Below are 26,108 nucleotides of genomic sequence, written 5' to 3'. Positions count from 1 at the left end.
TAACCGGAGCTCATCATTAACGAACCTTTGCGCCTACTAAAAGAAAGGAGAGAAGCAATGGAGAGTTCGAGAGCAACAAGTCGGGTAGAAAATTACCCTGTTACTTCTTCGCCTATATCCAAAATGAAAGGAGATGGTGTAACGCCTTTAAAAGTAAATATAAAAGATGCCATGACAGGATTACTCGGTGGCTTTTTAACCATTTCTGTTTTATCCATATTGACTAGCGTCACGTCAACTGAATGGCTAATAGCTCCATTTGGTGCCAGTTGTGTTCTTGCATTTGGTGTTTGGAACGCACCCTATTCACAGCCAAGAAATATTATTGGCGGCCATCTAATATCAACCTTCGTTGGTTTGTCAATCTACCACATATTCGGGAATGGCCCCTGGGCGATTGGGTTAGCCGTGGGGTTGGCTATTGCTGCGTTAATGTTAACCAAAACAACACACCCGCCAGCCGGTGCCACTCCTCTTGTTGTGATGATGGGACATTATAATTGGAGCTTTTTATTTTTACCTGTTTTAATCGGCTCCATGTTAATCGTTTTATTTGCCTTGCTTATCAATAATTTACGAAGTGATCGGAATTACCCTACATTTTGGATATAGGAGACACGTTGTAGAACAAGATCAGCATTTGATGAAAAAGCGAGTTCATTATCAACGGTTTGGACTCAAAGATCCTGCATGCTTCTGATATTTCGGTGGAGAGCAGCAGCCCCCTATATGGGAATTAATGTAGACTTTGAACGGTAACAATAGGGTGAAGTTTTCCATCCAATGCAAAGGAGACTCTGCCTGTCTCTTCTGACACAACTAGCACAAGAGCATCACTTCGCTCGCTTAAACCCAATGCGGCACGATGACGGGTACCGAGCTTTTTGTCACCTATAACGGCAGTGGTTAAGGGCAGCACATTGGCTGCTGAAACAATTTGATTCCCATAAATAATTACTGCACCGTCATGAAGGGGGTTTCCAGGGTAAAAGATAGCCTCTAATAACGCGGGAGTTAAAGCTGCTTCTACCACTGTTCCTTTTTGGATGAAGGACTCAAGAGGATCACGCCGTTGTATAACGATCAACGCACCATGATGTCGATCAGACAGCCGCTGAAGACAAATGGATAGATCTGCATATTTATCTGTAAAAGCGGACAAATAACAGTTTAAATAAAAGGAAGCAGCAACTGATTCCATTTGGATAAATTTATTTTTGATTTCCTCCAGTTGGCTTAAGAGGCAATAGTTTTCATTGTCTAGCACCTCTAAGCTATATTGGAGCTCATTAGTTATGTGCTGTATTCCTTTTGACAATTGCTGCTTCATTGGTGAGAAATCGCAATTAGTAGTCTTCACATTTAAACAACTCCAACTAATTATGTTTTTAAACATCATTCTTCTATTGAGTATCTTTCAGATAGTATTAACCAGTTTTTTTCCTTGCAAAGCAGGTATTTTTATGAAATGTTTTAGGACTCACAAATTCTTTTCCCGAAATGGACGATTGAGGAAAGTGCAATCCTAATTGCTAGGCGCCCATCCCTCTTAAGCGATAATCAACAAGTAACCTTGAGCACGAGCTTTCGCATCTTCGAACCGCACAATATGTCTCTTATCTGTTTCGTCCTGGTATTGAAAGAGGTGGTGTTGCTACAATTTATACATGGATTCTTTCTATAGCAAGCGAGGCATCCATACTTGCTTAGGTGAGTATGACAGCTTCCCATTATTTTTCCCGTAAACGTTATATAACCTAATGGGAAAGGTAAGTGAATTGGACTTTCGCGCACCGCTTAGACCGGCCAATGGGACAGATGGAAAAGTCAAAGGGGGATGGCTGTACCTGTATCGCGCCGTTGAATTTTTATTTCATCTTTGCACGGGAACCTGAGTAGGCATGTATGGTTTCACTGATTTAATGGACTGTAGGCTGTCATATCTTCCATAATGTGAATGATCTTATATAACTGTTCATTAATTGGAGTTGGTACCCCGTATTTTTTACCCAACTCGATTACCGTTCCACCTAAATAGTCAACTTCAGTTTTTCTTCCTGCTTCTATATCTTGCAGCATAGATGTTTTTCCATTGGGTGAAAGATTATGTAAGATTGGCCGGAAACTTTTGACATCTTCCTCTGTTAAATTAGCTCCTACTTTTTGTGAAAGGGCAACGACTTCGCGCATCGTCGATTCTGCCCATTCATAAGCACTTGGCACAGATTGAAAGATTTTATAGGGTGCCTTTAAAACGGCAGATGTCTGATTAATACCGACATTCACCATGAATTTCCACCACATTGAATGCAAAATATCCTCAGAAATTTTATATGGGATGCCAGCTCTTTCAAATAATTCTTGAACTGCTAATACATTCTCCGATTTAGAGTTATCCTTTTCACCATATTCAATCCACCCAAGCGTACTAAAACTTGTTTCATTCTGTCGTCTAACCGCATCAATTTCCACACATACGCTATAAAGAATAGGATGATTCTCACAAGCGGATTCTATTTCACCTTCACTAGAAATACCGTTCAATAAAGATAAAATAATGGTATCAGGTCCAATATGATGTTGGACATCTTGGATTGCTTGAGATAGATCAGCATTTTTTACGGCAAAAATCACTAGATCTACTGGTTCTCTTTTTGTTTCTGGGGTAATGTAATGAAAGCGATAATCTTGTCCATTTACGATGATTCCTGTATTCTCATACCTTTGTATTCGTTCTTTACTTGCCACGACTTGGAACGAATCTTTCAACATATCATGCAGCTTACTTCCATAAGCAGCTCCTACAGCACCTAGCCCAATTAATGAAACGGTTTCAATTTTTTTCACTAATTTCCCTTCTTTCATATGAGTTTTTACGTATAGCTGAGAAATGGATTGCTCTTGTTAGCTCCTTGATTAATGAATAGTTGAAGTAATGACACACTAGCTAATGTGGTTTTTATTTATTAATTTCCCCTAAAACTTCACAAAGGAAGATTTAATTGCCACGAAACTCCGAATCGGTCAGTTAGCCAACCAAACTTCTTGCTGAAACCATAATCGCCAATTGGCATCAAGGCTTGTCCGCCAACAATCAGCTGTTGATAAAGGCTGGTCATCTCCTCTTCAGTATCACAAGTAACATAGATGGAGAATGATGGGGTAAAGGAGAATTGATGCTTCACGTTACTGTCAATGCACATAAACTCTTGCCCTTTCAAGGAAAAAACCGCCTGCATTACTGTTCCTTCATCGCCAGCTTCATTGGCTCCATATCGAACGATGCTTTTAATTTCTGAATCCTTTATTAATGATGTATAAAAATTCATTGCTTCTTCTGCTTTTCCATCTTGAAACATTAAAAATGGTGTAACGATTGGCACTTTGTCTACCTCCTCATGTATGTACTAAATTCATTATAGTAAATCTTAAGGACTTAAGGTAGTTACCTTAAGTCCTTAAATGATTTATTCTGAGCTCAGAAGCTTTATCACTCTTTAGAAATCTAAAAAATCATTTCTTTGAACTATAGAAGGAAATAGATATAATAGTTAACATTACACTGGTTAGGGAGTTTAACAGAATGAAGGTTATTATTGCAGAAAAGCCATCTGTAGCTAAGAACATTGCGGAGGCTTTGAAAATAAGAACGAAAAAAGATGGTTATTTTGAGGGCAATGGCTATATTATCACTTGGGCTTTTGGACATTTATTACAGTTGTACGATGCAAAAGATTACGATGAAAAGATGAAAAGATGGAACATGGAAAACTTTCCTTTTATTCCGTCTCATTTTCGCTACAAAGTAAAGAGTGATCCGCGTAATAGGGATAAAGAAGACTTGGGAGCGAAAAAACAGTTAAAAATTATCTATTCTTTGATTAAGAGAAATGATGTGGAGACCATTGTTTCGGCCTGTGATTATGATCGGGAGGGCCAAATTATTGGTGATACGATTATTTATAATTTGAAGGCCCAGAAGAAAGTATACAGATTGTTACTAAACGAGTGGACACCTGAAGAAGTGTTAAAGGGCCTTCAGAATATTAAACCAAATGTTGAAATGAAGCCTCTTCAAGATGCGGGTCTAAGCCGGCAGTGGGCAGACTGGCTGATAGGCATCAATTTAACTTCCGTTGCTACCTTAAAGTACCAAAAGGGAAGAGGCCAAGCTTTAAATATCGGCAGGGTATTGCTGCCAACCTTAAAAATTATTTATGACCGCGATAAGGAAATCGAGAATTTCGTGCCAGAGGATTATTATAAATTAACGGCTACCTTTAAGACAAAAAATGAAGAGGAATATGAGGGGACTTATTTCGAAGAGGGGCAGGAAAAGTTCAAAAGCAAGGAGCCTCTTGAATTAATTGAAAAAGTTCTAGCTAATCAAAAGGCAACGATTATTGACAAGAAGGTAGAACGAAAAAAGGAGTTTCCACCTTATTTGTTTAACCTTTCAAATTTACAAGGATACATCACAAGTAAATATAAAGGCTGGACGTCCGACAAAGTGTTAAAAGTGGCCCAGTCTCTCTATGAGAAAAAATTGATCACGTACCCAAGAACAGCAAGTGTGGCTTTAGAAGAAAGCCTTGTCGGCAAGGCAGCTAAAGTGCTGGAGGTCTTGAAAAAGGGGCTGCCTTTTGAAGAAGAAATTAAATTTCAAAAAACGAAACGGATATTTAATAACGCGAAGGTGGAGAGCCATAGCGCCATTATCCCGACTTATGTAGTGCCTAAATCGTTAACGAAGGATGAAGAGACGGTTTATACGGCCATCAAAAATCGCTTTATCATTCAATTTATGCCGATAGCGGAATATGAAGAAACGAAAATCACGACAAAAGCGAATGTTAGCGAGATAAAAGGTGTGTTCATTTCGAAGGGAAAAGTCCAAACGATTGTCGGCTGGAAAAAGCTCGAAAGAATTGAATCTAAAGATACGCTGTTACCGGCTGTCGATACCAATGAGCTTGTGGATATAACAAAGCAAAATGTATCGTCTCATGTGACGAAGCCTCCTAAGCCTCATATAGAGAAAACATTACTCCGAGTCATGGAAACCTGCGGGAAAGGCAGCGGGAGTAAAGAGAGCGATGAGGAAGAGGAAATGCTTGCTTCCATCCTAAGTGGTTATAGCATTGGGACTCCAGCAACAAGAGCTGAAACGATCAAGAAATTAAAAGACATTGGTTATATTGCGACGCAAAATAAAAATTTAGTATGCACCGAACTCGGTAGAAAGCTAGTAGAAACGTTCCCGGTGAAGGAATTATTTGATTTGGAATTTACCGGGCGATTAGAGAAAACATTAGCAGATATTGAGAAACAGAAATTTACGAAAGAATCCTTCCTGAATGTGATTTCTGAATTTACTTCGAAGGCCGTTGAAAAAATAAAAAGTGATCAGGAAGTCGTCATTAGTGAAGTTTCTAAAGAGAAGAAGGAAGCTGAAATACTTGGAAAGTGTCCTCTATGCGGGCATGGGATCATTGAAGGGCAAAAGGGTTTTGGCTGTAGCAATTGGAAAAGCGGCTGTAAATTTGTTATTTGGAAAAATGATAAATTCCTAGCTTCCATGAAGAAGAAACCGACTAAAACGATGGTAAAAACACTTTTGAAAAATGGAGTGGTGACAGTAAAGGGGCTAACGAGCAAAAAAGGCAACAAATTTGATGCTAATTTACGTTATGAAAAAAATCCCGATAATGAATACTTTAGCTGGAAGATGGAATTCAGCTAATAATTAATGAAATAAAGTATTTTAATGAATCATATGAACTGATAGACGCAGGGGCCAGAAACCATTTAAATAATTAATTCGGAGAGAGCTATTATTCTTTCAAACGGCTTAAACTCCATCTAAAAATAGAAAAGGGTTCGGAATGGTCTCATTCCGAACCCTTTTGTCAATAGTCTAAGACTTCACCTGAATCATGAACGAGGATCAATTGGTGTCTTTACTGTTGAATGTGCTTCAATGACTTCAGCCGCGTCAAATAAAGTGTCTTCTCGGAAACGCATGCCTAGAATTTGAACACCAACCGGCAGGCCGTCTACAACGGATGTTGGTATAGAAACGGAAGGGAACCCAAGTAATGCGATGGACATCATTGACCATTGTGCGGATATGATGCGTCTCATACTTTCTCTGCTTTTAATATCTGCGTCTTGTTCAAAGGCTTGTTCTGTGGATACAGGCATTAGCAATAGAGGATAGGATTGTAAAAATTCTTGAAGTTTATAAATTAGGGTGCCACGGCGAGAGTATCCTTTAATGTAATCAGAAAGGGTAGGGGTTTCTCCCCAAAATTCTTTTGTTACATCAAAGAAATAAGATACAGCTTTATTAATGCCGACATCGCCCATTTGTTCGATGGTTGGTACAGCACCAGCTACATCCATCATACATAACAGATACCATAGTTCATATGCTTCTTTAAATAAGGGAACATCGATTTCCTCAACAGCATATCCGGCATTTGTTAAGTACTGTGCAGTTTCATCCAACGCTTTGTTAACAGCGGCCGTTGGTTTTTGCACACCTACATCACGAAGTAGCCCCACACGTATTGGGCGTTGAAGAGCTTTTCCCAGCAAGGGAGCAGGTGCATAGATGGGATCCCGGGGATCGAATTGACTCATGCTCTCAAAGCCTAACCGCAGGTCGGAAACGGAACGAGCCAAAGGACCTTCTACAGACATAAACTGAACGGAAGGAGCTTGATCGCCCTTTGGATCCCCGTACCATCCTGGCAATCTTCCCGGTGTAGGACGCAATCCCATAATCCCGCAAGCATAGGCAGGATAACGAATGGAACCGCCAATATCATTTCCATGAGCAATGGGGGTCATTCCAGCTGCGACAGAGGAAGCAGCGCCTCCGCTAGATCCGCCAGGTGTGCGAGTAAGGTCCCAAGGATTCAAGGTTCTGCCATGAAGATCGTTGCTCGTAACCCATCTATAGGAAAAAGCAGGCGTATTACTGCGGCCAAGGATGACGGCTCCTGATTTACGCAGGTTTGTCGCTACTGGACCATCCTTCTCAGGAATATTCTTTTCGAGCGCGACTACTCCATCCGTCGTAGCATGTCCGGCTTGATCGCTATTCACTTTAAGTGAGACGGGTACACCATGTAAGACACCAAGTTTCTCTCCTTTTGACACTGCTTTATCCGCTTCATCTGCGGCAGCAAGTGCTTCTTCCGGAAACACCTTCACAAGAGAGTTTAACGTTGGATTGACTTCCTCAATCCGATTTAGGCAGCTCATCACCGCTTCACGGGAAGAAATAGCTCCTGTTTTAATGGCGTGGGCAAGTTCTGTTGCACTCCAGCGCCAAAGTTCATCTTTTTTAGTGTTATTTACTGTTTGGGAGGTTTGCATAGCGTTTACCACCTTTCTGACCGTTTTATTTTTAGGAAAACTAGCTTCGTAAATCTTTGGTTGTGGGTTTTACTTTAACAAGTAAGAATGGTATAAACAATTACCCAAAAGAGTTATTTTCAGAAAAAACAAACAATTTGTATTATAATAGGTGGAAAGGATATTAGGGGGTTCAATATGTTTGCTCTTTCTACAGGTCACTTTGAAAAAGTTCTTGCCTTTCTGGATGAAACGATTGATCTTGACCAAGAGTTCCGGAAAAACGTTTTATCGTCCATTGAACGGTTGTTCGGGTATCATTTAGCTAACTTTTGGTTGTTAGATGAAAATATAAAGTTAATCGATCCAGTAACCTTGAATATATCTAAGCTGGCTATGCAAGAATATAACGACTACGGTTATAAGGTTGATATTTTGAACCCTCGAAATATCATGCCTAGAATGTCTAGGCAAAACGTTTTGCGAATTGTTGATATTGTTTCTGAAAATGCATACCAACAAAGTGTTTTCTATAATGGCCTTATGGTGAAATATAGATATTATGATGAAATGGTTGTTTGTTTAAAGCATGAACATCGACTTCTTGGAAGTCTAGCGTTTCTTAGATATAAAGATGAGGAATTGTTTAACCTTCAGGACATGATGGGGATGGAGATTGTGGCTAGGCATTTATCGCAGAAACTAGCGAGCTATCTTAATATGGAAGGGTATAAAGAGGCACAAGAGGATCAGCGGTTAACTAGAAGGGAAAGAGAGATTTTAAAGTTAGTTCAAAAAGGTTATACAAATGCAGATATAGCCAACAGTCTATTTATTAGTACGAACACTGTAAAAAAGCATTTGCAAAATCTTTATAGAAAACTGGATGTTCCAAATCGAACTAGCCTAATCTATAAGATGAATCTCTAGTAATCAAACAAAAAATGACAACGGTTACATAGTTATCTCTACTTTTGCTTAACTTGCTTGTATCCATCTTTGAAAATAGTTAATAGTCATAATTTGACGGGATAAATATTTGTTATTTCACGATTCATTAGCATGATTAAATAATGTATAGGGAAAGCAAAGGTCTAAATGCAGGTAATATTTTATAACAACTTATCATTTACCATATAGCTTTATTTCTCGAGCAGCCCCATAAGCTTTATGGGGCTGCTCTTTTTTATTTCATTCAGTCCCTTTAAAATGAAATATCAATTAGCCCCTTCTGTAGGTAACCTTTCGAGAACGAACAGGATGTAAACCAAAGTGGAATTTTTGGTTTTTAAGGCAACATAATATGTTAGAAATTAATGAGTATAATCATATATATTTTTCATTAACAGTAGACAGGTGACGGCAATAAACAGCGCACGCACGTAGCTGCTTCCTCTTTTAATCGCAAATTTTGAGCCACATATAGCCCCAGCAAGCTGTGCTATTCCCATAATTAATCCATACGTGTAATGCACTTGGCCTAAAAACATAAACATCAACAATCCGGCAATATTACTGCCAAAGTTTAAAAACTTTGCATTTCCCGCAGCTTTTAAAAAATCAAATCCGATCAGTAAAAAAGAGAAAATTAAAAATGAACCTGTTCCAGGGCCGAGAAATCCATCATAAAAACCAATCGCAAAAATGGCAGCCATAAACATTATAAAGTGACGGATGGACAATTTTTTAGGGGCTGAGATGCTGCCCCAATCTTTTTTGAAAACAGTATAAATGGCAACGGCTGCAAGCATGAGCAGCATCAAGGGCTTTAGCACTTCAGGATCTATCAAATGAACAGTCCACGCACCAAGCATAGAGCCAATGAAAGAGAGTGGAAATAATTTAAGCACTGATTTGATATCGATTTTACCGGAACGATAAAACATATATGTACTTGTTAAAGAACCTATCGTGGATGCCAATTTATTGGTCGCTACTGCCCCAGCTGGATTAAGCCCCGTGAATAATAAGGCAGGTAATGTGATGAGGCCGCCGCCTCCAACGACAGAATCAATAAATGAAGCTAAAAATCCAAAAACAATCAAAATAATAAATACGGATGGGTCTAGGTGGAAATCCATATAATCAACCTTTCTGATAGTGACTACTAGAATAGTATCTAATTATTTGCGCTCTGTAAATAGTTATTGTAACTTGATACTATAGGAAAAGAATGAGTGGAGGAGGAAAAGTGGAAGACATCGTACAAAAGCTCAAAAAATTAGGGTTTAATGAATATGAAGCTAAATCCTATGTTTCTTTAGTCAAACAAGGCCCTGTCAACGCCTACCAAGTTAGTAAGGAGTCAGGTATCCCAAGAGCACGAATTTATGATGTGTTAAGCAATCTTGTTGAAAAAGGAATGGTGATGAAGGAAGAAATGAATGATACCACCCGATATTCTCCTCTGCCTGTCGAAATCTTTTTACAGAAGGCTCAATCAGAGTGGCAATCGACTTATACGGTAATAAGTGACACGTTAAAAAGCTTAGAGACCTCTGAAGAAAAAGTGGACAATCGGGTGATGACTTTAAAGGACTATGAAACGATCATAAGCTATTGCCAAACATTATTGAAAAAGGCAGAAAGGCGTATTGTCATTTCAATGTGGGACGATATGTATGAGGAATTGAAGGAAGAGCTAGTGCAGGCAGCTGAAAAAGTAACCGTACAAGGCATTACACTACATGTTGACAATCCGATTGGAAACCTGGAAACCCACCGTATCACCCCTTTTACTGAAACGCCGTCTACAGAACGCTGGTTTATTTTATCCATAGATTCTAAAGAGATGATTTATGGACCATCCATTGAGGAGCGCAGTGTTGCTTTTTATACAGATGATCCTGTTCATATTTACCTATTAGAGGATTATGTGTGGCACGATGTGTTAGTGAACCGGCTTGTTCGACGCAGTCAAGATGATTTGGAGAAGTGGATTACTAAAGAGCGAAGGGCCTTTTTTATGAAAAAATAAGAAGCTTATTTAATAGAAGAAAGACGATAAAAAAGACGGTGCAATCAATCAGCACCGTCTTTTATTCATTTATTGTTGTTCTTTCTCGTTGTAGTATTTCACACCAAATTGCGATCCTTCAGATACCATTTTATTATCAGCAATATCATCGGGATGAGGGTGTCCGGCTTTTAAAACAGGGAATTCTTCTTTTGAAGGCTGGACGTCCATATTCATTTTTTCTTTCGCCATATTCATGAGGTTATCGAGCTTGCTTCGGTTTTCTTCTTTAGAGAGCCACCAAGCTGCAGCTCCTGCTCCGAGAAGCATATAACCTAGACCTGAACTAACGCCGCCTTGATTTCTTTCCATGTTTCTTCCAAACATAACAGAATTCCTCCTTAAAACTTCAAGCTCTTCAGCTTTTATTATTACTTCTTGCATTATGTTTACCCAAACATGGAAAGATTAAAACTAGAAGGTTGTTCACTAAATTTCTTGGAATGAATGAAAGGTTGTTTTTTCTCCTGCACACTGGGGTATTGAAAAGTGCGGGCAAACAGTTATAGGAGGCGTCAAGATGGAGCACACCTTTAATAAAGGGCGATGGTCCTGGCATGAGCTCAAAAAGTTTCAAATGGATGAGGTGGCACAATATGCCGATCAATACCATTCATATAGAAAATGGGCAGAAGAAACGAAAAAAAATGTATCTAGTATTTTGCGAGTAGATACGAGTGAAAGAGGAAAGGAAGCATTATGGGGTTCACTCGTTTATTTTCAGGACGTTGAAAAAAAGGAAGGAAAACGAATTTTCCACTTTTATTTAACGAAGAAGCATCTAATTACTGATAATTTGGATTTATCCGTTCTTGGAAGTGTTGATGAAGAAATTATGAAGAAGAAGATGGATGAAGCCGATTGTCCGGTAGAAGGTTTTATGATTATGATTGGAGAAATTATTCATCATTTTCTCGAAAAAATTGATGAATACGAAATTCGCTTAAGAGATTTGCTTTGGCTCATTAAAGAAAAAAATAATATCGAAATTCTCGACGAAACAGCGAAAAGTCGTCATGAGCTTCTTGTCTGGCAAAACTTAATTATCCCGATTATAGAGATCAAGCATGGAATCGAGGAAACGTTTGGTGATGATGTAGCTAAAGGGATTCACTTTAAAAGAGCGTATAAGCGAGTTGAACGGGCGTACATGTTGGTAAATGAATATGATAAAGAATTAAAAGCAATGGTAGAATTAGAAAACACCGTTTCCACACATCGGGGAAATGAAATTATGAAAACCTTGACGGTATTAACGACACTTTTTACACCTGTTGCTGCGTGGGGCGCTATCTGGGGGATGAACTTTAAGAATATGCCGGAGCTTGATTGGAAGCTTGGCTATGTTTTCTCTTGGGGAGTGATCGCAGTAACAACGTTAGCTCTCTATATATATTTATTGAAAAAAGGTTGGATGGGCGATATTTTAAGAGGGAAAAAGAAAAATTCTTTTTTTAAATAAAAAGACGATTGATAAGGAATTCTTATTGAACTTGATTCGATTATCGTTATTTACTTATGTTAACGGTTGTATTATGATGAAATAGTATGAAAAGCAGAGAGTAAGCTTTTTGAAACTTTCAGCTATGCTTACATATTTATGAAAAGAGGGGGAATCGGGATGGCAAACAATGACGTATTCAATGCCCGTTCAAGTTTTGAGCTTGATGGTAAGCGCTATAACTATTACCGTTTAGCAGCTCTAGAAGAAGCGGGTGTGGCGAAAGTATCTCGCCTGCCATATTCGATCAAAGTATTATTAGAATCTGTACTGCGCCAGCATGATGGCTATGTTATTAAACAGGACCATGTAGAAAACCTGGCTAAATGGGGAGCGGCAGATATAAAAGATGCCGAGGTGCCATTTAAGCCTTCACGCGTTATTTTACAAGACTTTACTGGTGTTCCAGTTGTCGTTGACCTTGCTTCCTTGCGTAAAGCGATGGCAGATATGGGCGGCAACCCAGATGTAATCAATCCTGAAATTCCAGTAGATCTTGTTATTGACCACTCTGTGCAGGTTGACACATACGGCACACCTGAAGCATTAGAAAGAAACATGGAGCTTGAATTCGAACGCAATGCTGAGCGTTATGAGTTCTTAAGCTGGGCACAAAAAGCATTTGATAACTATCGTGCTGTTCCACCGGCTACTGGTATCGTTCACCAAGTAAACTTAGAATACTTAGCAAGTGTTGTTCATGCTGTAGAAACAGCAAGCGGTGAATTTGAAGCTTATCCGGATACACTCGTTGGTACAGACTCTCATACAACGATGATTAACGGTATCGGTGTTCTTGGCTGGGGTGTTGGCGGTATTGAGGCAGAAGCAGGTATGCTTGGTCAACCGTCTTATTTCCCTGTACCTGAAGTAATCGGGGTGAAATTAGTTGGAGAACTTCCGAACGGTGCGACAGCAACTGACTTAGCACTTAAAGTGACACAGGTGTTACGTACAAAAGGCGTAGTTGGCAAATTCGTTGAATTCTTCGGTCCCGGAGTAGCTCAGCTTCCACTTGCAGACCGTGCAACAATTGCGAACATGGCACCTGAATATGGAGCCACTTGCGGATTCTTCCCGGTTGATACAGAATCCCTTGATTATATGCGCTTAACAGGCCGTGAAGAAGGGCATATCAGAGTAGTAGAGCAATATTTAAAAGAAAATGATATGTTCTTCACTCCTGATAAGGAAGATCCTGTTTATACAGATGTAGTTGAATTGGATCTTGCCGAAATTGAGCCAAACTTATCTGGTCCAAAACGTCCGCAAGATTTAATTCCGCTTTCTAGCATGCAGAAATCTTTCCAAGGAGCGATTAGTGCTCCGGAAGGCAACCAAGGCTTCGGATTGACTCCTGAAGAGCTAGACAAAACAACAACAGTTAAGTTTGCTGATGGCGAAACAGCTGAAATGAAAACAGGTGCTGTTGCGATCGCTGCGATTACATCTTGTACAAATACATCTAACCCATATGTATTGCTTGCTGCGGGATTAGTGGCGAAAAAAGCGGTCGAACTTGGTCTCGAAGTGCCGAAGTATGTGAAAACATCTTTAGCGCCAGGGTCAAAGGTCGTTACTGGCTACCTGCGTGATGCTGGATTAATGGGCTATATGGAGAAACTCGGCTTTAACCTTGTAGGATATGGCTGTACAACTTGTATCGGTAACTCCGGTCCATTAAAAGAAGAAATTGAAAAAGCAATCGTGGATGCGGATCTTTTAGTAACATCTGTTCTTTCAGGTAACCGTAACTTTGAAGGCCGTATTCATCCGCTTGTAAGAGCGAACTACTTAGCTTCACCGCCATTAGTTGTGGCTTACGCTCTTGCTGGAACAGTAAACATTGACTTTGCTAAAGATCCAATTGGTAAAGATAAAGACGGCAACGATGTCTTCTTCAAAGATATCTGGCCAGCAACAGAAGAAGTGAAAGAAGTTGTACAGCGTGCAGTAACACCAGAATTGTTCCGTAAAGAATATGAGCGCGTGTTTGATAGCAATTCCCGTTGGAATCAAATTCAAACAAGCAATGAAGCTCTTTACAGCTGGGACAATGATTCAACTTACATCCAAAACCCGCCATTCTTTGAAGGACTATCTGCAGTTCCTGAGAAGATTGAAGCGCTTAAAGGCTTGCGTGTAATGGGTAAATTCGGTGACTCTGTGACAACTGACCACATTTCTCCTGCTGGTGCGATTGGCAAGGATACACCTGCTGGCAAATACCTACGTTCAAAAGGCGTAGAGCCACGTGACTTTAACTCTTACGGTTCCCGTCGTGGTAACCACGAAGTAATGATGCGCGGAACATTTGCTAACATTCGAATCCGTAACCAAGTGGCTCCTGGAACAGAGGGCGGATTCACAACTTATTGGCCAACAGGCGAAATTATGCCAATTTACGATGCATGCATGAAGTATCAAGAAGACGGCACAGGCCTCGTTGTTCTTGCTGGTAAAGATTACGGTATGGGTTCATCTCGTGACTGGGCAGCAAAAGGTACGAACCTTCTTGGTGTAAAAACAGTTATTGCAGAGAGCTACGAGCGTATTCACCGTTCAAACCTTGTTATGATGGGTGTGCTCCCATTACAATTCAAGCTCGGTGAAAATGCAACGACTCTAGGCTTAACTGGCAAAGAAGTGTTTGAAGTAGATTTAAATGATAACGTGAAACCACGTGACGTTGTGACAGTTACAGCGATCGATGAAGATGGCAACAAGACACAATTTGAAGCTCTTGTGCGCTTTGATTCTGACGTAGAGGTTGACTACTATCGCAACGGAGGCATCCTGCAAATGGTGCTTCGCGGCAAGCTGCAAGACATTAAAGCATAGTAAAAACAGTATTAAAAAGGGATCGGTAGGAATACTCATCCTTTACAGATTGCGCGTACAAAAAACCCTCATCGAACATATAAAGCTTTCAAGCGACTGGCATACTGCCAGTCGCTTTTTACTTTCTGCATAATTATTATAGTTATTAGAAAATTTAGTATAAAAAAGTTTTTTATGGGTAAGATAGTCGTAATGACTATTGATAGAAGGGAAGAAGTGCGCTATGAGAAAAAGACAGAGAAAGTCGTTTGCTGAGTTAGTAAAGGAAAACAAAAGTGAATTACTTCGAAATCCGGCTGCTATGAAAGAGATCGAAGACAGGTTAGAAGAACGTTTAGAAATTAAACGATCTGCTAAATAAAGCTTTTAAGGGGAAGTCGTGCAGCTCCTCCTACATAAGAAGAGCGGTCTCTCCTTTTGACAGGGGAGCCGCTCTTTGTGTTTTAGTTTAATTCAGATTTATTAACCCCTACAGGGATGCCTGGTCTTGATGAATCACTTGCTCCATATAATTGATTAGATTGATGATCAAATAGGACAGCCTGAACGTTACCCATTGGAAGAGCAATCTCGTCAAATTGATAGTTCATTTTTTCAAGCACCTGTCTCACTTCTTCGGGCAACCCTTCTTCCCACCAGATCAACGGTCCGGTACCGTTAAAGATGCGGGGTTCTTCAATCGCGTCCTTTAAGTCCATTTCATAATTAATTACATGAATTAGTGTTTGTAGGACAGAAGCAACGATCGTTGGACCGCCAGGAGAACCAAGTGTTAAAAATGGTTTCCCATCTTTAAAAACGAGGGTCGGTGTTTTCATGCTGACAGGATATTTATTCGCTTCTACACTATTAACGCCTCCAATGGAAGGGTCGAAGTCTGTCATATCATTATTTAATAAAAAGCCATAGCCCGGAACCATAATGCCTGACCCAAAATTATGCTCTAGAGAAGAGGTGCACATGGCAATATTGCCTTCCTCGTCCACCGCCACAAAGTGGGTCGTTTCGGAGCCAATTTCAAAAGTTTGTGCCTTTAGACCGCTTGGTTTTTTATCCTTATCATATTTCCAAGGGTTTCCGGCTGCAATTTTATCATTACGAAATGTAAAGTTATACAGCCGGATACGTTCATCCAGATAGTCAGGGTGAAGCAGACCTTCAAGTGGGATATCGTAGAAGGAAGGGTCGGTCATAAAGGTTAACTTATCGGCTGTCATGATTCGCAGGGTTTCCGCGATTAGATAGTATTTTTCCCACGACCGGACGTTATACTGTCCGATATTCAGCTTTTCTAATAACTTTAGCATGTAAAGAAGGGCAAACCCGCCTCCGTTTGGGGGGCTTGGTACGATGACATCAAATTCTTTATAAGTAGCTTGAAGCGGTTTGGCTATTTCTGCCTCATAATCAATCAGGTCCTCTAATACTAAGCAGCCTTTAAATTTTTGAACTTCTTCAGCAATCGCTTTTCCGATAGTCCCTCCATAAAAAGAGTCTGCGCCATTTTTTTGAAGTTCTTTGAGCGCGTTTGTTAAATCTTCATTCACAACTCTTTCACCTTTTGTTAAGGGCACATCGTCCGGAAAGAAAAAAGAGCGAGCTTCTTCTCCAAGGCGATTCCCAAATCTTTCGATCGCTGTGACCCATAAGTCATTGACTTCAATGCCTTCTTCGGACAAACGAATAGCGGGCTCAATCGCTTCCCCCCAGGTTTTACGTCCGTACAATTTAATCGCTTGATCAAACGCTTTGAGGATGCCTGGAATAGCGACAGCGGTACCGGGAGTTGATCGCTCTAAGAAAGGGATTACGTCCTGGTTCTCATCCACAAATATATTTTTTCTAGCATTCTTCGGCGCCTTTGAATGCCCGTGAATGACTTTTGTTTCCTGTTTTTTAGCATCATAATAAACGATAAAACCGCTGGCGCCAAGCCCAGTATTGAAGGGCTCTGAGACAGCGAGTGCAAATTGCATGGCGGCCAGTGCATCCATGGCGTTCCCGCCAGATTTCAACACTTCAGCGCCAATTTTCGAAGCTTCAGCTGTAGCGCTTGCAGTCATGCCAGCATCAGCCCAGGCTCGCTGTCCCTCATTTTCTCGTTTTTGGTTTTTTATGATATTTTGTACATTCATTTTCTTCACCTCAAGATTGATAAGTTACATAGATAAACGTTCAATTATTTTGGCTAATAAGATCGTTCGGTCCACTAAAGAATTCAAATCGGTATATTCTTCTGTTTCACTATGCGAGAATTCTCCGATAGGGCCGATCCCATCAATTGTTGGGATTCCTTTAGCCGCTGTAAAAGCTGCATCAGAACCACCGCCTGTGCTGACTTCATGAATCGTAAAACCAAGCTCTTTTCCGGTTTCTTTTATCATGTTGAATAGTTTTTTAGATTCTTCTGTCCGCTCCATTGGAGGACGGTCGATGGCTCCAGTTAATTCTGTTCGTGTGCCCTTCACTGTTTCTTCCCCAGCAATTTGATGAATAGAATTTGTTACATTCATCGCTTGGTCTTCATTTTTGATACGGACGTCAATTTCCGCTTCTGCATGGGGAGGGACGGTATTCACAGAGGTACCGCCCTTGATAAGGCCCACATTCACTGTTAATCCTTGTTCGTAATCATTTAATTGCTGAAGCTTGATGACTTTATAGGCTAGCTCTTCAATAGCGCTAATCCCGATTTCGGGTTCTACTCCGGAATGAGCACCTTTTCCTGTTACATTTACAGTGAAATGGCCAACTCCTTTGCGCTCTGTTACGACGCCGTCATTTGGCCGTCCACATTCCACGACAAGGCTATAGTCTTTCCCAACTGCTGCTTCTTCAATTAAGGATTTGGATGAAATAGAGCCGATTTCCTCGTCGCTGTTGAAAATGATATGGACATTGTTTACAGCTGGTGATCCGCTCTCTTTTAAAGCTTTCATCGCATAGAGAACTTGAACGTGACTCGCTTTCTCGTCGTTCACACCCGGTCCGTAGGCTTTATCTCCGATAACGGAAAAAGGCCGCTTCTTTGCTTCACCTTTTGGAAATACAGTGTCCATGTGGGCAATAATCAATATTTTCGGCTGGCTCTCTCGCTCTGCTTTGATTTCTAAATGATTGCCCTGCTCTGTTTGACGATGCACCTTTACATACATTCCAATATCTTCAAATTTTTCCTTTAGTAAAGCACCTACCTGATCAACGCCTTCTTTATCGTAAGAATTACTGTCAGTGTTGACGATGGTCTCTAACAGATCAATCATTTCTTGTTTTTTATCATGAAGATAATTAATCAAAAGAAACCCTCCTTAGCTCTTATCTTCTGTCCTTAAGTGATTCCCTCTTTGTTTGAAGGTGTAAACATGCTTTATTTTGCCAGCTGGCTAGGCTATACTGAGTAGATCAAGACGTAAAAAAGAAACAAGGGAGATTGGACAGATGTTTGTTTCAGAAAAAGAAGTACAAGTAAGGTATGCAGAAACTGATGCGATGCAAGTGGTGTATCACGGCCAGTACGTCGTATGGCTGGAGCTTGGCCGCACGCAATTAATTGAGGATTTAGGCTTTAATTATGCGGAAATGGAGAAGGAAGGGTATGTGGCCCCGGTGCTGGACATTCAGCTTTCCTATAAAAAGCCGTTTCGTTATGGGGATACGGCTTGGGTCTATTCTTGGATTGAAGAATATAATGGGGTCCGGACTGTTTACGGATATGAAATTAAAAATAAAGAGGGAGAGGTTTGTGTCACAGGGACAACATCTCACACTATTGTGAAAAAGGATACATTCCGCCCGGTGTCCATGAAGCGGATTTTTCCAGACTGGCATAAAGTGTACGAAGAAAATAAAAAGCAAGCATAGGATGGACGGAAGAGATGGCATTTGGCATTGATCGGCGAGAGCTGGCGGAGTGGAAGCAGCAGATTGACAAAGGGAATATTGCTTTTTTAACCCATTACTGGCTTGATGAAAGGTTTCCAGATTGTTATACCGTGACAAAAGTAGGGTGCCGGGATTTAGAGAAGCTTGCTCGCTGGGGAGAAAAATACGGGCTTAAAGAAGAGTGGATTGACCGAAGAAAGGGTGGTTATTCACATTTCGATCTGCTCGGCCGGCGGCAAAAAGAGATATTGGAAAAAGAAGGGCTGCAAAGTCATATTCAAAGATTTAAATTATAGGCTTTATTAAAGATGAAGGTTCTTTTTCAATAATTGTTTGTAGCGGAAAGCGTCCGCCTGCAACGAAGGTCAACAACCAAGTATAACAAAGCCACATTATAAAAAGCGAAAAGGCCACAAGTTGTGCCTTTTCGTTTTTTAAGAAGATTTTACGTATTCATATTCTGGCTCGTCCAGTTTTTCATTATAATTCACACGTAAATCGTGTCCATCAAAGTACCAAAGATCTTTTTGCTCTATGAAGTAAACCACTCCATCTAATTCGGATTTTACTCCGATTTCCATCGGTTCATCTTTTGATACGCCAAGTGAAAATCCTTCATGCAGCGGGCTGGAGCCTCCGTAGCGAACGAAGAAGCGTACATAGTCCCCTTGATTGACGTCCATTTCGTTTTTAAACCAAGCGCGGGCTTTTTCTCCTACTTGAATATTCATGATCCATTCACCTCTACTTTTCTTCAGTGTATCACGGGGGAAACAAATAATAAAAGCAGATGCCTGCCAAATTTAAAAGTTGGCTGACAGACCATATGGTTTTCATATTTCTGTGACCGCTAAGGGTATTGGCAAATTAGGAGCCACTGGTTCAGAAAACAAATGAAAGTAATAGCGGAGGTGAAAGAATGATTTTAGTGAGTTCTTGTTTAGCTGGTTTGCCGGTAAGGTATAACGGTTCGCACAGCTTGCATAGCAAGATTAGAGAACTGATTGAAAACAACGAGGCGATTGCCGTTTGTCCAGAGCTGCTGGGTGGCTTTGTAACACCGAGAGAACCGGCAGAAATCATCGGCGGCGACGGAGAGGATGTTCTGAACGGCCGAGCTAAGATTATAGAAAAGTCTGGACGGGATGTAACCGATCTTTACGTAAAAGGTGCCTATAAAACGCTCGAAAAAGCTCAAGAAATAAAGGCGGACACGGTTATTTTGAAAGAATTTAGCCCTTCCTGTGGAAGTGGAATGATCTATAATGGAGAGTTTAAGAATGAAAGGATAGCGGGTGTCGGGGTAACGGCGGCTTTGCTTCAAAGGAAGGGCTTTCAAGTCATTTCAGAGGAAAATGTAGAGCAGTTTTTGCAAGAAGTAGAATAAAAATAAAAAAGCACCGCTAGCGTTGGACATATGGTAGGTTACCATAAAGTATTGTCCGCACAAGCGATGCTTTTTTTACATCCATTTAATTTTAGGCTCTGTTTTATTTTTAATGCGTGAAATGTTGGCACGATGACGATAAATAACGAAAAAAGCTAAAAGACCAACGACAATAATAAGTGGAACATTTTGTAGGATAACCGCATAAGTAAAAGCGACAATCGCCACAATAATCGATGATAGCGAAACGTACTTCGTTAAATAAAGTGAAATAAAGAAGCTAAGCAGAATAACAAGAAACATGACTGGTTGAACGCCGAGCAGGACGCCGCCTGAAGTGGCTACAGCTTTTCCGCCTCTAAAGCCCGCAAATATAGGGAACATATGGCCGACAACGGCTACAACGCCAGCGATCAGTGGTTCAAGGTCAGAACCGAGCCAAAGCGGGAGCAGTGTCGCTACTGTTCCTTTTAAAATATCAGCAAGTGTCACAACGATGCCGGCCTTTACACCGAGCGTGCGAAAAGAATTGGTGGCACCGAGATTGCCACTGCCGTGTTGGCGGATATCAATGCCGAAGAAACACTTGCCAACAATTAAGCCGGAAGGAATCGACCCGAGTAAATAAGCTAGTAAAATAATAATTGCAGTAATCATAGACGTACTCCTTTAATCTAGTCCTTTACAATCATATGTATGAGAATGTGACCATACTGATTCTTATTTTAACATGTGAAGAATAAGAAAAGGAGATTTTTCCGTTGCTTGAACGAAAAAATTAGCGTACGCTGAATAAACGGAAGAAGTTAACTTTAGAAAGAAATAGGTGAAAGTATGGGATTATTTTTTAGCGCAGTCCAATGGCTGTTTTTTATCCTGGCGAGCTCTCTTGTAGCCCCAATTGCAATCGCGGGTTTATTTCATCTATCGCCAGCAGATACAGCAGAGTTTGTACAGCGAACGATGTTTGTACTGGGACTTTCAGGGATTATACAAGCATTGATTGGTCATCGGCTGCCTATTAATGAAGGGCCAGCGGGGCTTTGGTGGGGAGTTTTTGCCATCTATGCAGGCTTTGCCGGCACGATCTATTCTTCAACCGAGCAGGCATTACAAAGTTTAGAAGGCGGGATGATCGTCTCTGGGGTCATTTTCATTTTTCTCGCTGCTTTCGGCTTGCTTGAAAAGATGGCTAAATTATTTACGCCTACTGTGACATTTATTTATTTATTACTGCTTATTCTGCAGCTGAGCGGCTCTTTTTTGAATGGCATGTTCGGCTTGCCGAATGAAGCGGGAACCGTTCGTCCGCTGATTATGGCTGGAAGTGCCATGACATTGATCGCTGCTTTTTACTTTTCAGCACATCATGTCCACTGGATCCGGCAGTATTCAGTGATTATATCATTAGGATTTGGCTGGCTGCTGTTTCTTCTTATTGGCGAGGCCCCGCTTATGTCGGCTTCAGATAAACAATTGTTCAGCTTGCCGGGTTTATTTGTTTTTGGCCCGCCGCTGTTTGATTCAGGTACCATCGTCACAGCCGCTTTTATTACACTTCTTTTAACAGCTAATATGATCGCTTCGGTTAGGGTCATGGAAGAAGTGATGACTCATTTAAACAGTTCTATTCAAAAAGGCAGCTATCGCAGTGCTGGTTTGGCTGCTGGCCTTAATCAAATGTTAGGGGGGAGCTTCTCGGCGATCGGTTCTGTTCCTATTTCTGGAGCAGCCGGGTTCGTAGCTCAAACTGGCAATGCCTCCATTCGACCCTTTTTTGTAGGCTCACTGCTTGTCGTAGGGATGAGTATTTTTCCTCCAGTGATGAATATATTGGCTTCTTTGCCGGCTCCGGTCGGATATGCAGTCACATTTGTGATCTTTGCGCGTATGGCAGGCTTTGCTTTTGCCGAAATGGATAAAGAAAAGAATAAAGAACGTGTACGTCTCGTTGCCGGCATATCACTGCTGGCAGGAGTAGGAGCCATGTTTGTTCCGGCTGCAGCGTTCACTAATTTTCCAGCCGCTGCCGCTTCAATCCTTAACAATGGACTTATTCTTGGAACCATTATATCTATTTGTGTAGAGCAATTTTTACTAGCAATGACTAAACAGAAAGCGCACAATTAGTAATGGTAATAAGCCAAAAAGAGCCAGTGTATTCCACTGGCTCTTTTGTTGCGTTTTGACTTTTAGGTTCTTTTTCAAGTGATCTGCTTTAAAGTAGTAAATTATAATTAAAATGTATGATTAGGCAAACTTCGTGTCAAATACCTTAACCTTAATAGCCGCTTCGGCCACTTGAACATCATGTGGCACTGTGCTGCCGCTGACGCCTACAGCTCCTATTACTTTTCCATCGCTGACAAGAGAGATTCCACCGCTGAACATGACAAGGCGTCCATTGTTCATTGTGTTTAAACCGTATAGTTCAGCAGCCGGAACAGCAGCCTTGGCTAAGTTTGTGGCAGGCATTTTTAAGGCAACCAACTCCCAAGCCATATTCTGGGCAATGTCGATGCTCGCTAACCAAGCATCATCCATTCGATGGACAGCTACCATGCTTCCGCCTTCATCCACTGCTGAAATGACGATGGAAACTCCAATTTTTTTCGCTTCTTCTTCGGCACCTGCAATAATTTCTTTTGCTACATCTAGTGTAATTTTAATCATATGAATGAACCTTCTTATTTTTGATTATCCTGTAGAAAAATACATAATTTATGTGAAAAACTTCAAGGGTCAGCAGTAAACGGATTAAAAGTTCTCCGATTACTCCAGCGACATATTCACAATTCTTTTTGTGTTTTTCTATCAGAACAGCCCATGATGAAAATTTCCAACCGAAATTCATTCCAAAAGATGCTTTTTTTCTTATGGAAGAACGCACTTTTTGTGAGAAAGTTACTAAAAAGAAACTTTTAAGAAAGACAGGAAGAGGAAATTGTTTCTGGATGCTTTGCGAATAGAAATAAAAAAGAAGATAGAGGCGGGGCAATTTAACTGTGAAAAAGAGTTAACCTTATCGCTTATTAGCGGCAAGTATAAAATCACAATTGTTTATTATTTAGGAACCGATGGTACATTGCAGTTTAGCGAAATTAAACGACTATTTCCGAAGATTACCCATAAAGTATTAACGACTCAGATTCGCGAGTTAGAAGAGGATGGGATGATCAATCGGAGGGGATTTCCCGAAGTTCCTCCAAGAGCAGAGTATTCATAGACTGACATAGGACGAAGCTTAAAGCCTATTGTCCCAATAATGTACGAGTGGGGAAAGCAAAATATAAAGTTTTTTGTTAAGGAATAAGGATGGCCGTAAGTCTTCTATTTCTTTAAACTATTTGTGCTTGAGAAGGCAGCGGGTAAAAGTCTTTATTCAGGAGAATTAACACCGTATCCTTGATGTCGGGAAGTGTTTGAGAGCTGTACAAAGGGAAATAAAAGGGGATAGAAGGAAATGGATAGCCTAAGGCCGAATTAATACATTTAAGGAGGAGAGTTACGAATGATTACGAATCCAACAAGAGAAGAAATGGGACAATTATTAAAAAAAGCAAAGACGATTGCCGTGGTAGGGCTAAGTGATAATCCAGAACGTACGAGCTATATGGTATCAGAAGCGATGCAGAAGGCAGGCTATAAAATTATTCCAGTAAACCCTACTGTTGATGAAGTGCTTGGGGAAAAAGCAGTTGCCTCCCTTAAAGATATTGAAGGGCCTGTTGACATTGTGAACGTGTTTCGCCGCTCAGAGTTTTTGCCAGAGATCGCGAGGGAATTTGCTGAGATCGATTGCGATATTTTTTGGGCACAGCTCGGAGTAGCAAACGAAGAAGCTTATGAGTTTTTGAAGGAAAAAGGCAAAACTGTTATTATGGATAGATGCATAAAAGTGGAACACGCCCTCACAAAATAGGGAGCAATTAGCGAACAAGCGGGACTTCACCGCTTGTTTTTTGCTGTTACTTATTTGCATAAATGGCCTGTTGACCATACAATAAGGCAGAGGAAATGCAGACCGGCCCAGTACAACTGTAAGCTCCCATAGAATGAGGAGATGAAGCATTGGAATTTTTATGATATAATAAAGTGTACGAACGTTTGTTTGTTTCTCTAGGAAGTCTGAAAGGGGAATTTTTGTGACAAAAAAAGAAGTGACCTTTGACTACAATGATGATGCCATTCAGGTTCTCGAAGGACTAGAAGCAGTTAGAAAGAGACCAGGCATGTATATTGGCTCCACGGACACACGAGGGCTGCATCATTTAGTGTACGAAATCGTAGATAATTCAGTGGATGAAGCGCTTGCCGGCTATGGCAAGGAAATAAAAATTGTGATCCACAAAGACCAGTCGGTCAGCGTTCAGGATTTTGGCCGCGGAATGCCTACTGGTATGCATAAATTAGGGAAGCCGACACCCGAAGTCATTTTAACAATCTTGCACGCCGGAGGAAAATTTGGCCAGGGAGGATACAAAACGAGCGGCGGCTTGCACGGTGTTGGTGCTTCCGTTGTGAATGCTTTATCGGAGTGGCTGACTGTGACGATTCACCGCGATGGTTTTATTTATCAGCAGCGGTTTGAAAACGGAGGCGTACCGGTAACGACTCTTGAAAAGATCGGAACAACTAAAAAGACAGGGACCACCATTCATTTTAAGCCGGACCCCACTATTTTTAGTACGATTCACTACAACTTCGATACATTGAGCGAACGGTTAAGAGAATCGGCCTTTTTATTAAAAGGCATGAAAATTAGTTTGACTGATGAGCGTCAAAAATTAGAAGAAGTTTTTTATTATGAAAAAGGCATCGAGGAATTCGTTAAGTATTTAAACGGAGAAAAAGATACGCTGCACCAGGTCGTTTCTTTTTCAGGAGAGCAGAACAGCATTGAAGTAGATTTCGCTTTCCAGTTTAATGACGGTTATTCTGAAACGATCCTATCATTCGTAAACAACGTCCGGACGAAGGACGGCGGCACGCATGAAGCAGGAGCCCGCACGGCGATGACAAGAGTATTCAATGAATATGCCCGTAAAGTGAACTTATTGAAAGAAAAAGACAAAAACCTCGAAGGTACCGATATTCGTGAAGGATTAGCGGCTGTTGTGTCTGTACGCATACCAGAAGAATTGCTGCAATTCGAAGGACAGACAAAAGGAAAGCTCGGTACAAGTGAAGCTCGGTCGGCAGTAGACAGCGTCGTTTCTTCACAGCTGTCTTATTTCTTGGAAGAAAACCCGGAAACAAGCTCTCTCTTGATTAAAAAGGCGATTAAAGCAGCCCAGGCCAGAGAAGCAGCGAGAAAGGCACGCGAAGATGCCCGCAGTGGAAAGAAGCGGAAGCGGAATGAAGGCGTTCTTTCTGGAAAATTAACTCCTGCACAGTCACGAAACCCTCAAAAAAATGAACTGTATTTAGTAGAGGGGGACTCAGCTGGCGGATCAGCTAAACAAGGGCGCGACCGCCGGTTTCAAGCAGTTCTCCCTTTGCGTGGAAAAGTCATTAATACGGAAAAGGCCAAGCTGGCGGACATTTTTAAGAACGAGGAAATTAACACGATCATCCATGCGATCGGTGCAGGCGTAGGACCGGATTTCAATGTTGAAGACACGAATTACGACAAAGTGATTATTATGACGGATGCCGACACGGATGGTGCCCATATTCAAGTCTTGCTGCTTACATTCTTTTATCGTTATATGAAGCCTCTTATCGAAGCGGGTAAAGTGTATATTGCCTTGCCGCCGCTCTACAAAGTAAGTAAGGGAAGCGGAAAAAAAGAAAAAGTAGAGTATGCGTGGACAGATGAAGAACTCTCAGAAACGATGAAACGAGTAGGAAAAGGGTGCATGCTGCAGCGCTATAAAGGTCTTGGTGAGATGAACGCCGATCAGCTGTGGGAAACAACGATGAACCCGGATACGAGAACGCTGATCCGTGTGTTAATTGATGACGCTGCTCGTGCCGAGCGCCGCGTGACAACGTTGATGGGTGACAAAGTAGAGCCGCGCCGAAAATGGATTGAATCAAATGTTGCTTTTGGGCTGGAAGATGACAGCAATATTTTAGAAAATGAGAATCTTTCAGTCGGCAAGGAGGAATAA

Annotated in this window: 24 protein-coding genes and 1 pseudogene; 14 read left to right on the top strand and 11 right to left on the bottom strand. The window is 41.0% G+C overall.

Going from position 1 to position 26,108, the window contains the following annotated elements; genetic code table 11:
* Window positions 1-57 precede the first annotated feature (57 nt).
* Complete coding sequence (locus A8F95_RS05560; RefSeq protein ID WP_065409637.1) at window positions 58-612, top strand: HPP family protein; 555 nt, start codon at window positions 58-60, stop codon at window positions 610-612.
* A 124-nt stretch (window positions 613-736) separates the two neighbouring features.
* On the opposite strand, the gene cdaS is transcribed toward A8F95_RS05560, so the two are convergent.
* The 3 genes from cdaS to A8F95_RS05545 form a co-directional block, all read right to left on the bottom strand.
* Window positions 737-1,360 (bottom strand): sporulation-specific diadenylate cyclase CdaS, encoded by a 624-nt coding sequence (cdaS, locus tag A8F95_RS05555; protein ID WP_095407442.1) that lies wholly within the window; start codon window positions 1,358-1,360, stop codon window positions 737-739.
* Window positions 1,361-1,911: 551 nt separating this feature from the next.
* Window positions 1,912-2,847: a ketopantoate reductase family protein gene (locus tag A8F95_RS05550; RefSeq protein WP_065409635.1), complete on the bottom strand. Its 936-nt coding sequence runs from the start codon at window positions 2,845-2,847 to the stop codon at window positions 1,912-1,914.
* Between the two features lie 137 nt (window positions 2,848-2,984).
* Window positions 2,985-3,383 (bottom strand): VOC family protein, encoded by a 399-nt coding sequence (locus tag A8F95_RS05545; protein WP_095407441.1) that lies wholly within the window; start codon window positions 3,381-3,383, stop codon window positions 2,985-2,987.
* A 200-nt stretch (window positions 3,384-3,583) separates the two neighbouring features.
* On the opposite strand from A8F95_RS05545, the gene A8F95_RS05540 reads away from it, so the two are divergent.
* Window positions 3,584-5,743: a type IA DNA topoisomerase gene (locus A8F95_RS05540; protein ID WP_065409634.1), complete on the top strand. Its 2,160-nt coding sequence runs from the start codon at window positions 3,584-3,586 to the stop codon at window positions 5,741-5,743.
* Between the two features lie 191 nt (window positions 5,744-5,934).
* On the opposite strand, the gene A8F95_RS05535 is transcribed toward A8F95_RS05540, so the two are convergent.
* On the bottom strand, window positions 5,935-7,386 hold the full coding sequence (locus A8F95_RS05535) for an amidase family protein (protein ID WP_095407440.1): 1,452 nt from the start codon (window positions 7,384-7,386) through the stop codon (window positions 5,935-5,937).
* Window positions 7,387-7,563: 177 nt separating this feature from the next.
* Between A8F95_RS05535 and A8F95_RS05530 the strand changes: the two genes are divergently transcribed.
* Window positions 7,564-8,295, top strand: coding sequence for a helix-turn-helix transcriptional regulator (locus A8F95_RS05530; protein ID WP_065409632.1), 732 nt, complete (start codon window positions 7,564-7,566; stop codon window positions 8,293-8,295).
* A gap of 383 nt (window positions 8,296-8,678) precedes the next feature.
* Here A8F95_RS05530 and A8F95_RS05525 read toward each other — a convergent pair whose 3' ends face one another.
* Window positions 8,679-9,446 carry a TSUP family transporter gene (locus tag A8F95_RS05525; RefSeq protein ID WP_065409631.1) on the bottom strand — a complete coding sequence of 256 codons (768 nt, stop codon included), beginning with the start codon at window positions 9,444-9,446 and terminating at the stop codon, window positions 8,679-8,681.
* Between the two features lie 110 nt (window positions 9,447-9,556).
* Here A8F95_RS05525 and A8F95_RS05520 point away from each other — a divergent pair, with 110 nt between their 5' ends.
* The gene (locus A8F95_RS05520; RefSeq protein ID WP_065409630.1) at window positions 9,557-10,342 is read left to right on the top strand and encodes a TrmB family transcriptional regulator; all 786 of its coding nucleotides are present in this window, start codon (window positions 9,557-9,559) and stop codon (window positions 10,340-10,342) included.
* 69 nt (window positions 10,343-10,411) lie between these two features.
* On the opposite strand, the gene A8F95_RS22025 is transcribed toward A8F95_RS05520, so the two are convergent.
* Window positions 10,412-10,708, bottom strand: coding sequence for a hypothetical protein (locus A8F95_RS22025; protein ID WP_077247230.1), 297 nt, complete (start codon window positions 10,706-10,708; stop codon window positions 10,412-10,414).
* A 193-nt stretch (window positions 10,709-10,901) separates the two neighbouring features.
* Here A8F95_RS22025 and A8F95_RS05510 point away from each other — a divergent pair, with 193 nt between their 5' ends.
* The 3 genes from A8F95_RS05510 to A8F95_RS05500 all read left to right on the top strand — a co-directional run bounded on the left by A8F95_RS05510 (window position 10,902) and on the right by A8F95_RS05500 (window position 15,084).
* Window positions 10,902-11,843 (top strand): magnesium transporter CorA family protein, encoded by a 942-nt coding sequence (locus A8F95_RS05510; protein ID WP_065409629.1) that lies wholly within the window; start codon window positions 10,902-10,904, stop codon window positions 11,841-11,843.
* Between the two features lie 159 nt (window positions 11,844-12,002).
* Window positions 12,003-14,723, top strand: a complete 2,721-nt coding sequence (gene acnA / locus A8F95_RS05505; RefSeq protein WP_065409628.1) for an aconitate hydratase AcnA — start codon at window positions 12,003-12,005, stop codon at window positions 14,721-14,723.
* Window positions 14,724-14,946: 223 nt separating this feature from the next.
* Window positions 14,947-15,084 (top strand): FbpB family small basic protein, encoded by a 138-nt coding sequence (locus A8F95_RS05500; protein WP_049661903.1) that lies wholly within the window; start codon window positions 14,947-14,949, stop codon window positions 15,082-15,084.
* Window positions 15,085-15,166: 82 nt separating this feature from the next.
* On the opposite strand, the gene ggt is transcribed toward A8F95_RS05500, so the two are convergent.
* Together ggt and A8F95_RS05490 are read right to left on the bottom strand one after the other, a co-directional pair.
* Window positions 15,167-16,858 carry a gamma-glutamyltransferase gene (gene ggt, locus A8F95_RS05495; RefSeq protein WP_065409627.1) on the bottom strand — a complete coding sequence of 564 codons (1,692 nt, stop codon included), beginning with the start codon at window positions 16,856-16,858 and terminating at the stop codon, window positions 15,167-15,169.
* 24 nt (window positions 16,859-16,882) lie between these two features.
* Window positions 16,883-18,019, bottom strand: coding sequence for a M20 family metallopeptidase (locus A8F95_RS05490; protein WP_077247229.1), 1,137 nt, complete (start codon window positions 18,017-18,019; stop codon window positions 16,883-16,885).
* Window positions 18,020-18,161: 142 nt separating this feature from the next.
* Between A8F95_RS05490 and A8F95_RS05485 the strand changes: the two genes are divergently transcribed.
* Both A8F95_RS05485 and A8F95_RS05480 read left to right on the top strand, forming a co-directional pair.
* On the top strand, window positions 18,162-18,584 hold the full coding sequence (locus tag A8F95_RS05485; protein WP_065409626.1) for an acyl-CoA thioesterase: 423 nt from the start codon (window positions 18,162-18,164) through the stop codon (window positions 18,582-18,584).
* 14 nt (window positions 18,585-18,598) lie between these two features.
* Complete coding sequence (locus A8F95_RS05480) at window positions 18,599-18,901, top strand: hypothetical protein (protein ID WP_065409625.1); 303 nt, start codon at window positions 18,599-18,601, stop codon at window positions 18,899-18,901.
* Window positions 18,902-19,039: 138 nt separating this feature from the next.
* Here A8F95_RS05480 and A8F95_RS05475 read toward each other — a convergent pair whose 3' ends face one another.
* Complete coding sequence (locus A8F95_RS05475) at window positions 19,040-19,336, bottom strand: HesB/YadR/YfhF family protein (RefSeq protein ID WP_065409624.1); 297 nt, start codon at window positions 19,334-19,336, stop codon at window positions 19,040-19,042.
* A gap of 188 nt (window positions 19,337-19,524) precedes the next feature.
* Between A8F95_RS05475 and A8F95_RS05470 the strand changes: the two genes are divergently transcribed.
* On the top strand, window positions 19,525-19,992 hold the full coding sequence (locus tag A8F95_RS05470) for a 2-thiouracil desulfurase family protein (RefSeq protein ID WP_065409623.1): 468 nt from the start codon (window positions 19,525-19,527) through the stop codon (window positions 19,990-19,992).
* Between the two features lie 75 nt (window positions 19,993-20,067).
* Here A8F95_RS05470 and plsY read toward each other — a convergent pair whose 3' ends face one another.
* Entirely contained in the window at window positions 20,068-20,649 is a 582-nt protein-coding gene (gene plsY, locus A8F95_RS05465; RefSeq protein WP_065409622.1) for a glycerol-3-phosphate 1-O-acyltransferase PlsY, read from the bottom strand.
* A gap of 177 nt (window positions 20,650-20,826) precedes the next feature.
* Between plsY and A8F95_RS05460 the strand changes: the two genes are divergently transcribed.
* Window positions 20,827-22,122, top strand: coding sequence for a purine/pyrimidine permease (locus A8F95_RS05460; RefSeq protein WP_065409621.1), 1,296 nt, complete (start codon window positions 20,827-20,829; stop codon window positions 22,120-22,122).
* Window positions 22,123-22,242: 120 nt separating this feature from the next.
* On the opposite strand, the gene A8F95_RS05455 is transcribed toward A8F95_RS05460, so the two are convergent.
* Window positions 22,243-22,665 carry a GlcG/HbpS family heme-binding protein gene (locus A8F95_RS05455; protein WP_065409620.1) on the bottom strand — a complete coding sequence of 141 codons (423 nt, stop codon included), beginning with the start codon at window positions 22,663-22,665 and terminating at the stop codon, window positions 22,243-22,245.
* Between the two features lie 277 nt (window positions 22,666-22,942).
* On the opposite strand from A8F95_RS05455, the pseudogene A8F95_RS05450 reads away from it, so the two are divergent.
* From A8F95_RS05450 to parE, 3 genes and pseudogenes are all read left to right on the top strand, one after another.
* Window positions 22,943-23,305 (top strand): annotated as a pseudogene (locus A8F95_RS05450) (winged helix-turn-helix transcriptional regulator).
* A gap of 198 nt (window positions 23,306-23,503) precedes the next feature.
* Entirely contained in the window at window positions 23,504-23,914 is a 411-nt protein-coding gene (locus A8F95_RS05445; RefSeq protein WP_065409619.1) for a CoA-binding protein, read from the top strand.
* A 238-nt stretch (window positions 23,915-24,152) separates the two neighbouring features.
* A complete protein-coding gene (gene parE / locus A8F95_RS05440) occupies window positions 24,153-26,108 on the top strand; it encodes a DNA topoisomerase IV subunit B (protein ID WP_245671144.1) in 1,956 nt (651 codons plus the stop codon).

The organism is Pseudobacillus wudalianchiensis (genome assembly GCF_001685015.1).
In the GTDB taxonomy this organism is placed as follows: domain Bacteria; phylum Bacillota; class Bacilli; order Bacillales; family Domibacillaceae; genus Pseudobacillus; species Pseudobacillus wudalianchiensis.
The sequence above is the reverse complement of the archived record's forward strand: the minus strand, read 5'-3'. Positions and strand labels throughout refer to the sequence as shown.

What these genes read in the sequence shown, in the direction of transcription:
- A8F95_RS05500 (WP_049661903.1), top strand. Translation starts at nt 14,947, where the DNA reads ATGAGAAAAAGACAGAGAAAGTCGTTTGCTGAGTTAGTAAAGGAAAAC.
- A8F95_RS05525 (WP_065409631.1), bottom strand. Translation starts at nt 9,446, where the DNA reads ATGGATTTCCACCTAGACCCATCCGTATTTATTATTTTGATTGTTTTT.
- ggt (WP_065409627.1), bottom strand. Translation starts at nt 16,858, where the DNA reads ATGAATGTACAAAATATCATAAAAAACCAAAAACGAGAAAATGAGGGA.
- A8F95_RS05470 (WP_065409623.1), top strand. Translation starts at nt 19,525, where the DNA reads ATGATTTTAGTGAGTTCTTGTTTAGCTGGTTTGCCGGTAAGGTATAAC.
- A8F95_RS05530 (WP_065409632.1), top strand. Translation starts at nt 7,564, where the DNA reads ATGTTTGCTCTTTCTACAGGTCACTTTGAAAAAGTTCTTGCCTTTCTG.
- A8F95_RS05485 (WP_065409626.1), top strand. Translation starts at nt 18,162, where the DNA reads ATGTTTGTTTCAGAAAAAGAAGTACAAGTAAGGTATGCAGAAACTGAT.
- A8F95_RS05510 (WP_065409629.1), top strand. Translation starts at nt 10,902, where the DNA reads ATGGAGCACACCTTTAATAAAGGGCGATGGTCCTGGCATGAGCTCAAA.
- A8F95_RS05445 (WP_065409619.1), top strand. Translation starts at nt 23,504, where the DNA reads ATGATTACGAATCCAACAAGAGAAGAAATGGGACAATTATTAAAAAAA.
- A8F95_RS05560 (WP_065409637.1), top strand. Translation starts at nt 58, where the DNA reads ATGGAGAGTTCGAGAGCAACAAGTCGGGTAGAAAATTACCCTGTTACT.
- A8F95_RS05480 (WP_065409625.1), top strand. Translation starts at nt 18,599, where the DNA reads ATGGCATTTGGCATTGATCGGCGAGAGCTGGCGGAGTGGAAGCAGCAG.
- A8F95_RS22025 (WP_077247230.1), bottom strand. Translation starts at nt 10,708, where the DNA reads ATGTTTGGAAGAAACATGGAAAGAAATCAAGGCGGCGTTAGTTCAGGT.
- A8F95_RS05460 (WP_065409621.1), top strand. Translation starts at nt 20,827, where the DNA reads ATGGGATTATTTTTTAGCGCAGTCCAATGGCTGTTTTTTATCCTGGCG.
- A8F95_RS05475 (WP_065409624.1), bottom strand. Translation starts at nt 19,336, where the DNA reads ATGAATATTCAAGTAGGAGAAAAAGCCCGCGCTTGGTTTAAAAACGAA.
- A8F95_RS05455 (WP_065409620.1), bottom strand. Translation starts at nt 22,665, where the DNA reads ATGATTAAAATTACACTAGATGTAGCAAAAGAAATTATTGCAGGTGCC.
- acnA (WP_065409628.1), top strand. Translation starts at nt 12,003, where the DNA reads ATGGCAAACAATGACGTATTCAATGCCCGTTCAAGTTTTGAGCTTGAT.
- plsY (WP_065409622.1), bottom strand. Translation starts at nt 20,649, where the DNA reads ATGATTACTGCAATTATTATTTTACTAGCTTATTTACTCGGGTCGATT.
- A8F95_RS05540 (WP_065409634.1), top strand. Translation starts at nt 3,584, where the DNA reads ATGAAGGTTATTATTGCAGAAAAGCCATCTGTAGCTAAGAACATTGCG.
- A8F95_RS05535 (WP_095407440.1), bottom strand. Translation starts at nt 7,386, where the DNA reads ATGCAAACCTCCCAAACAGTAAATAACACTAAAAAAGATGAACTTTGG.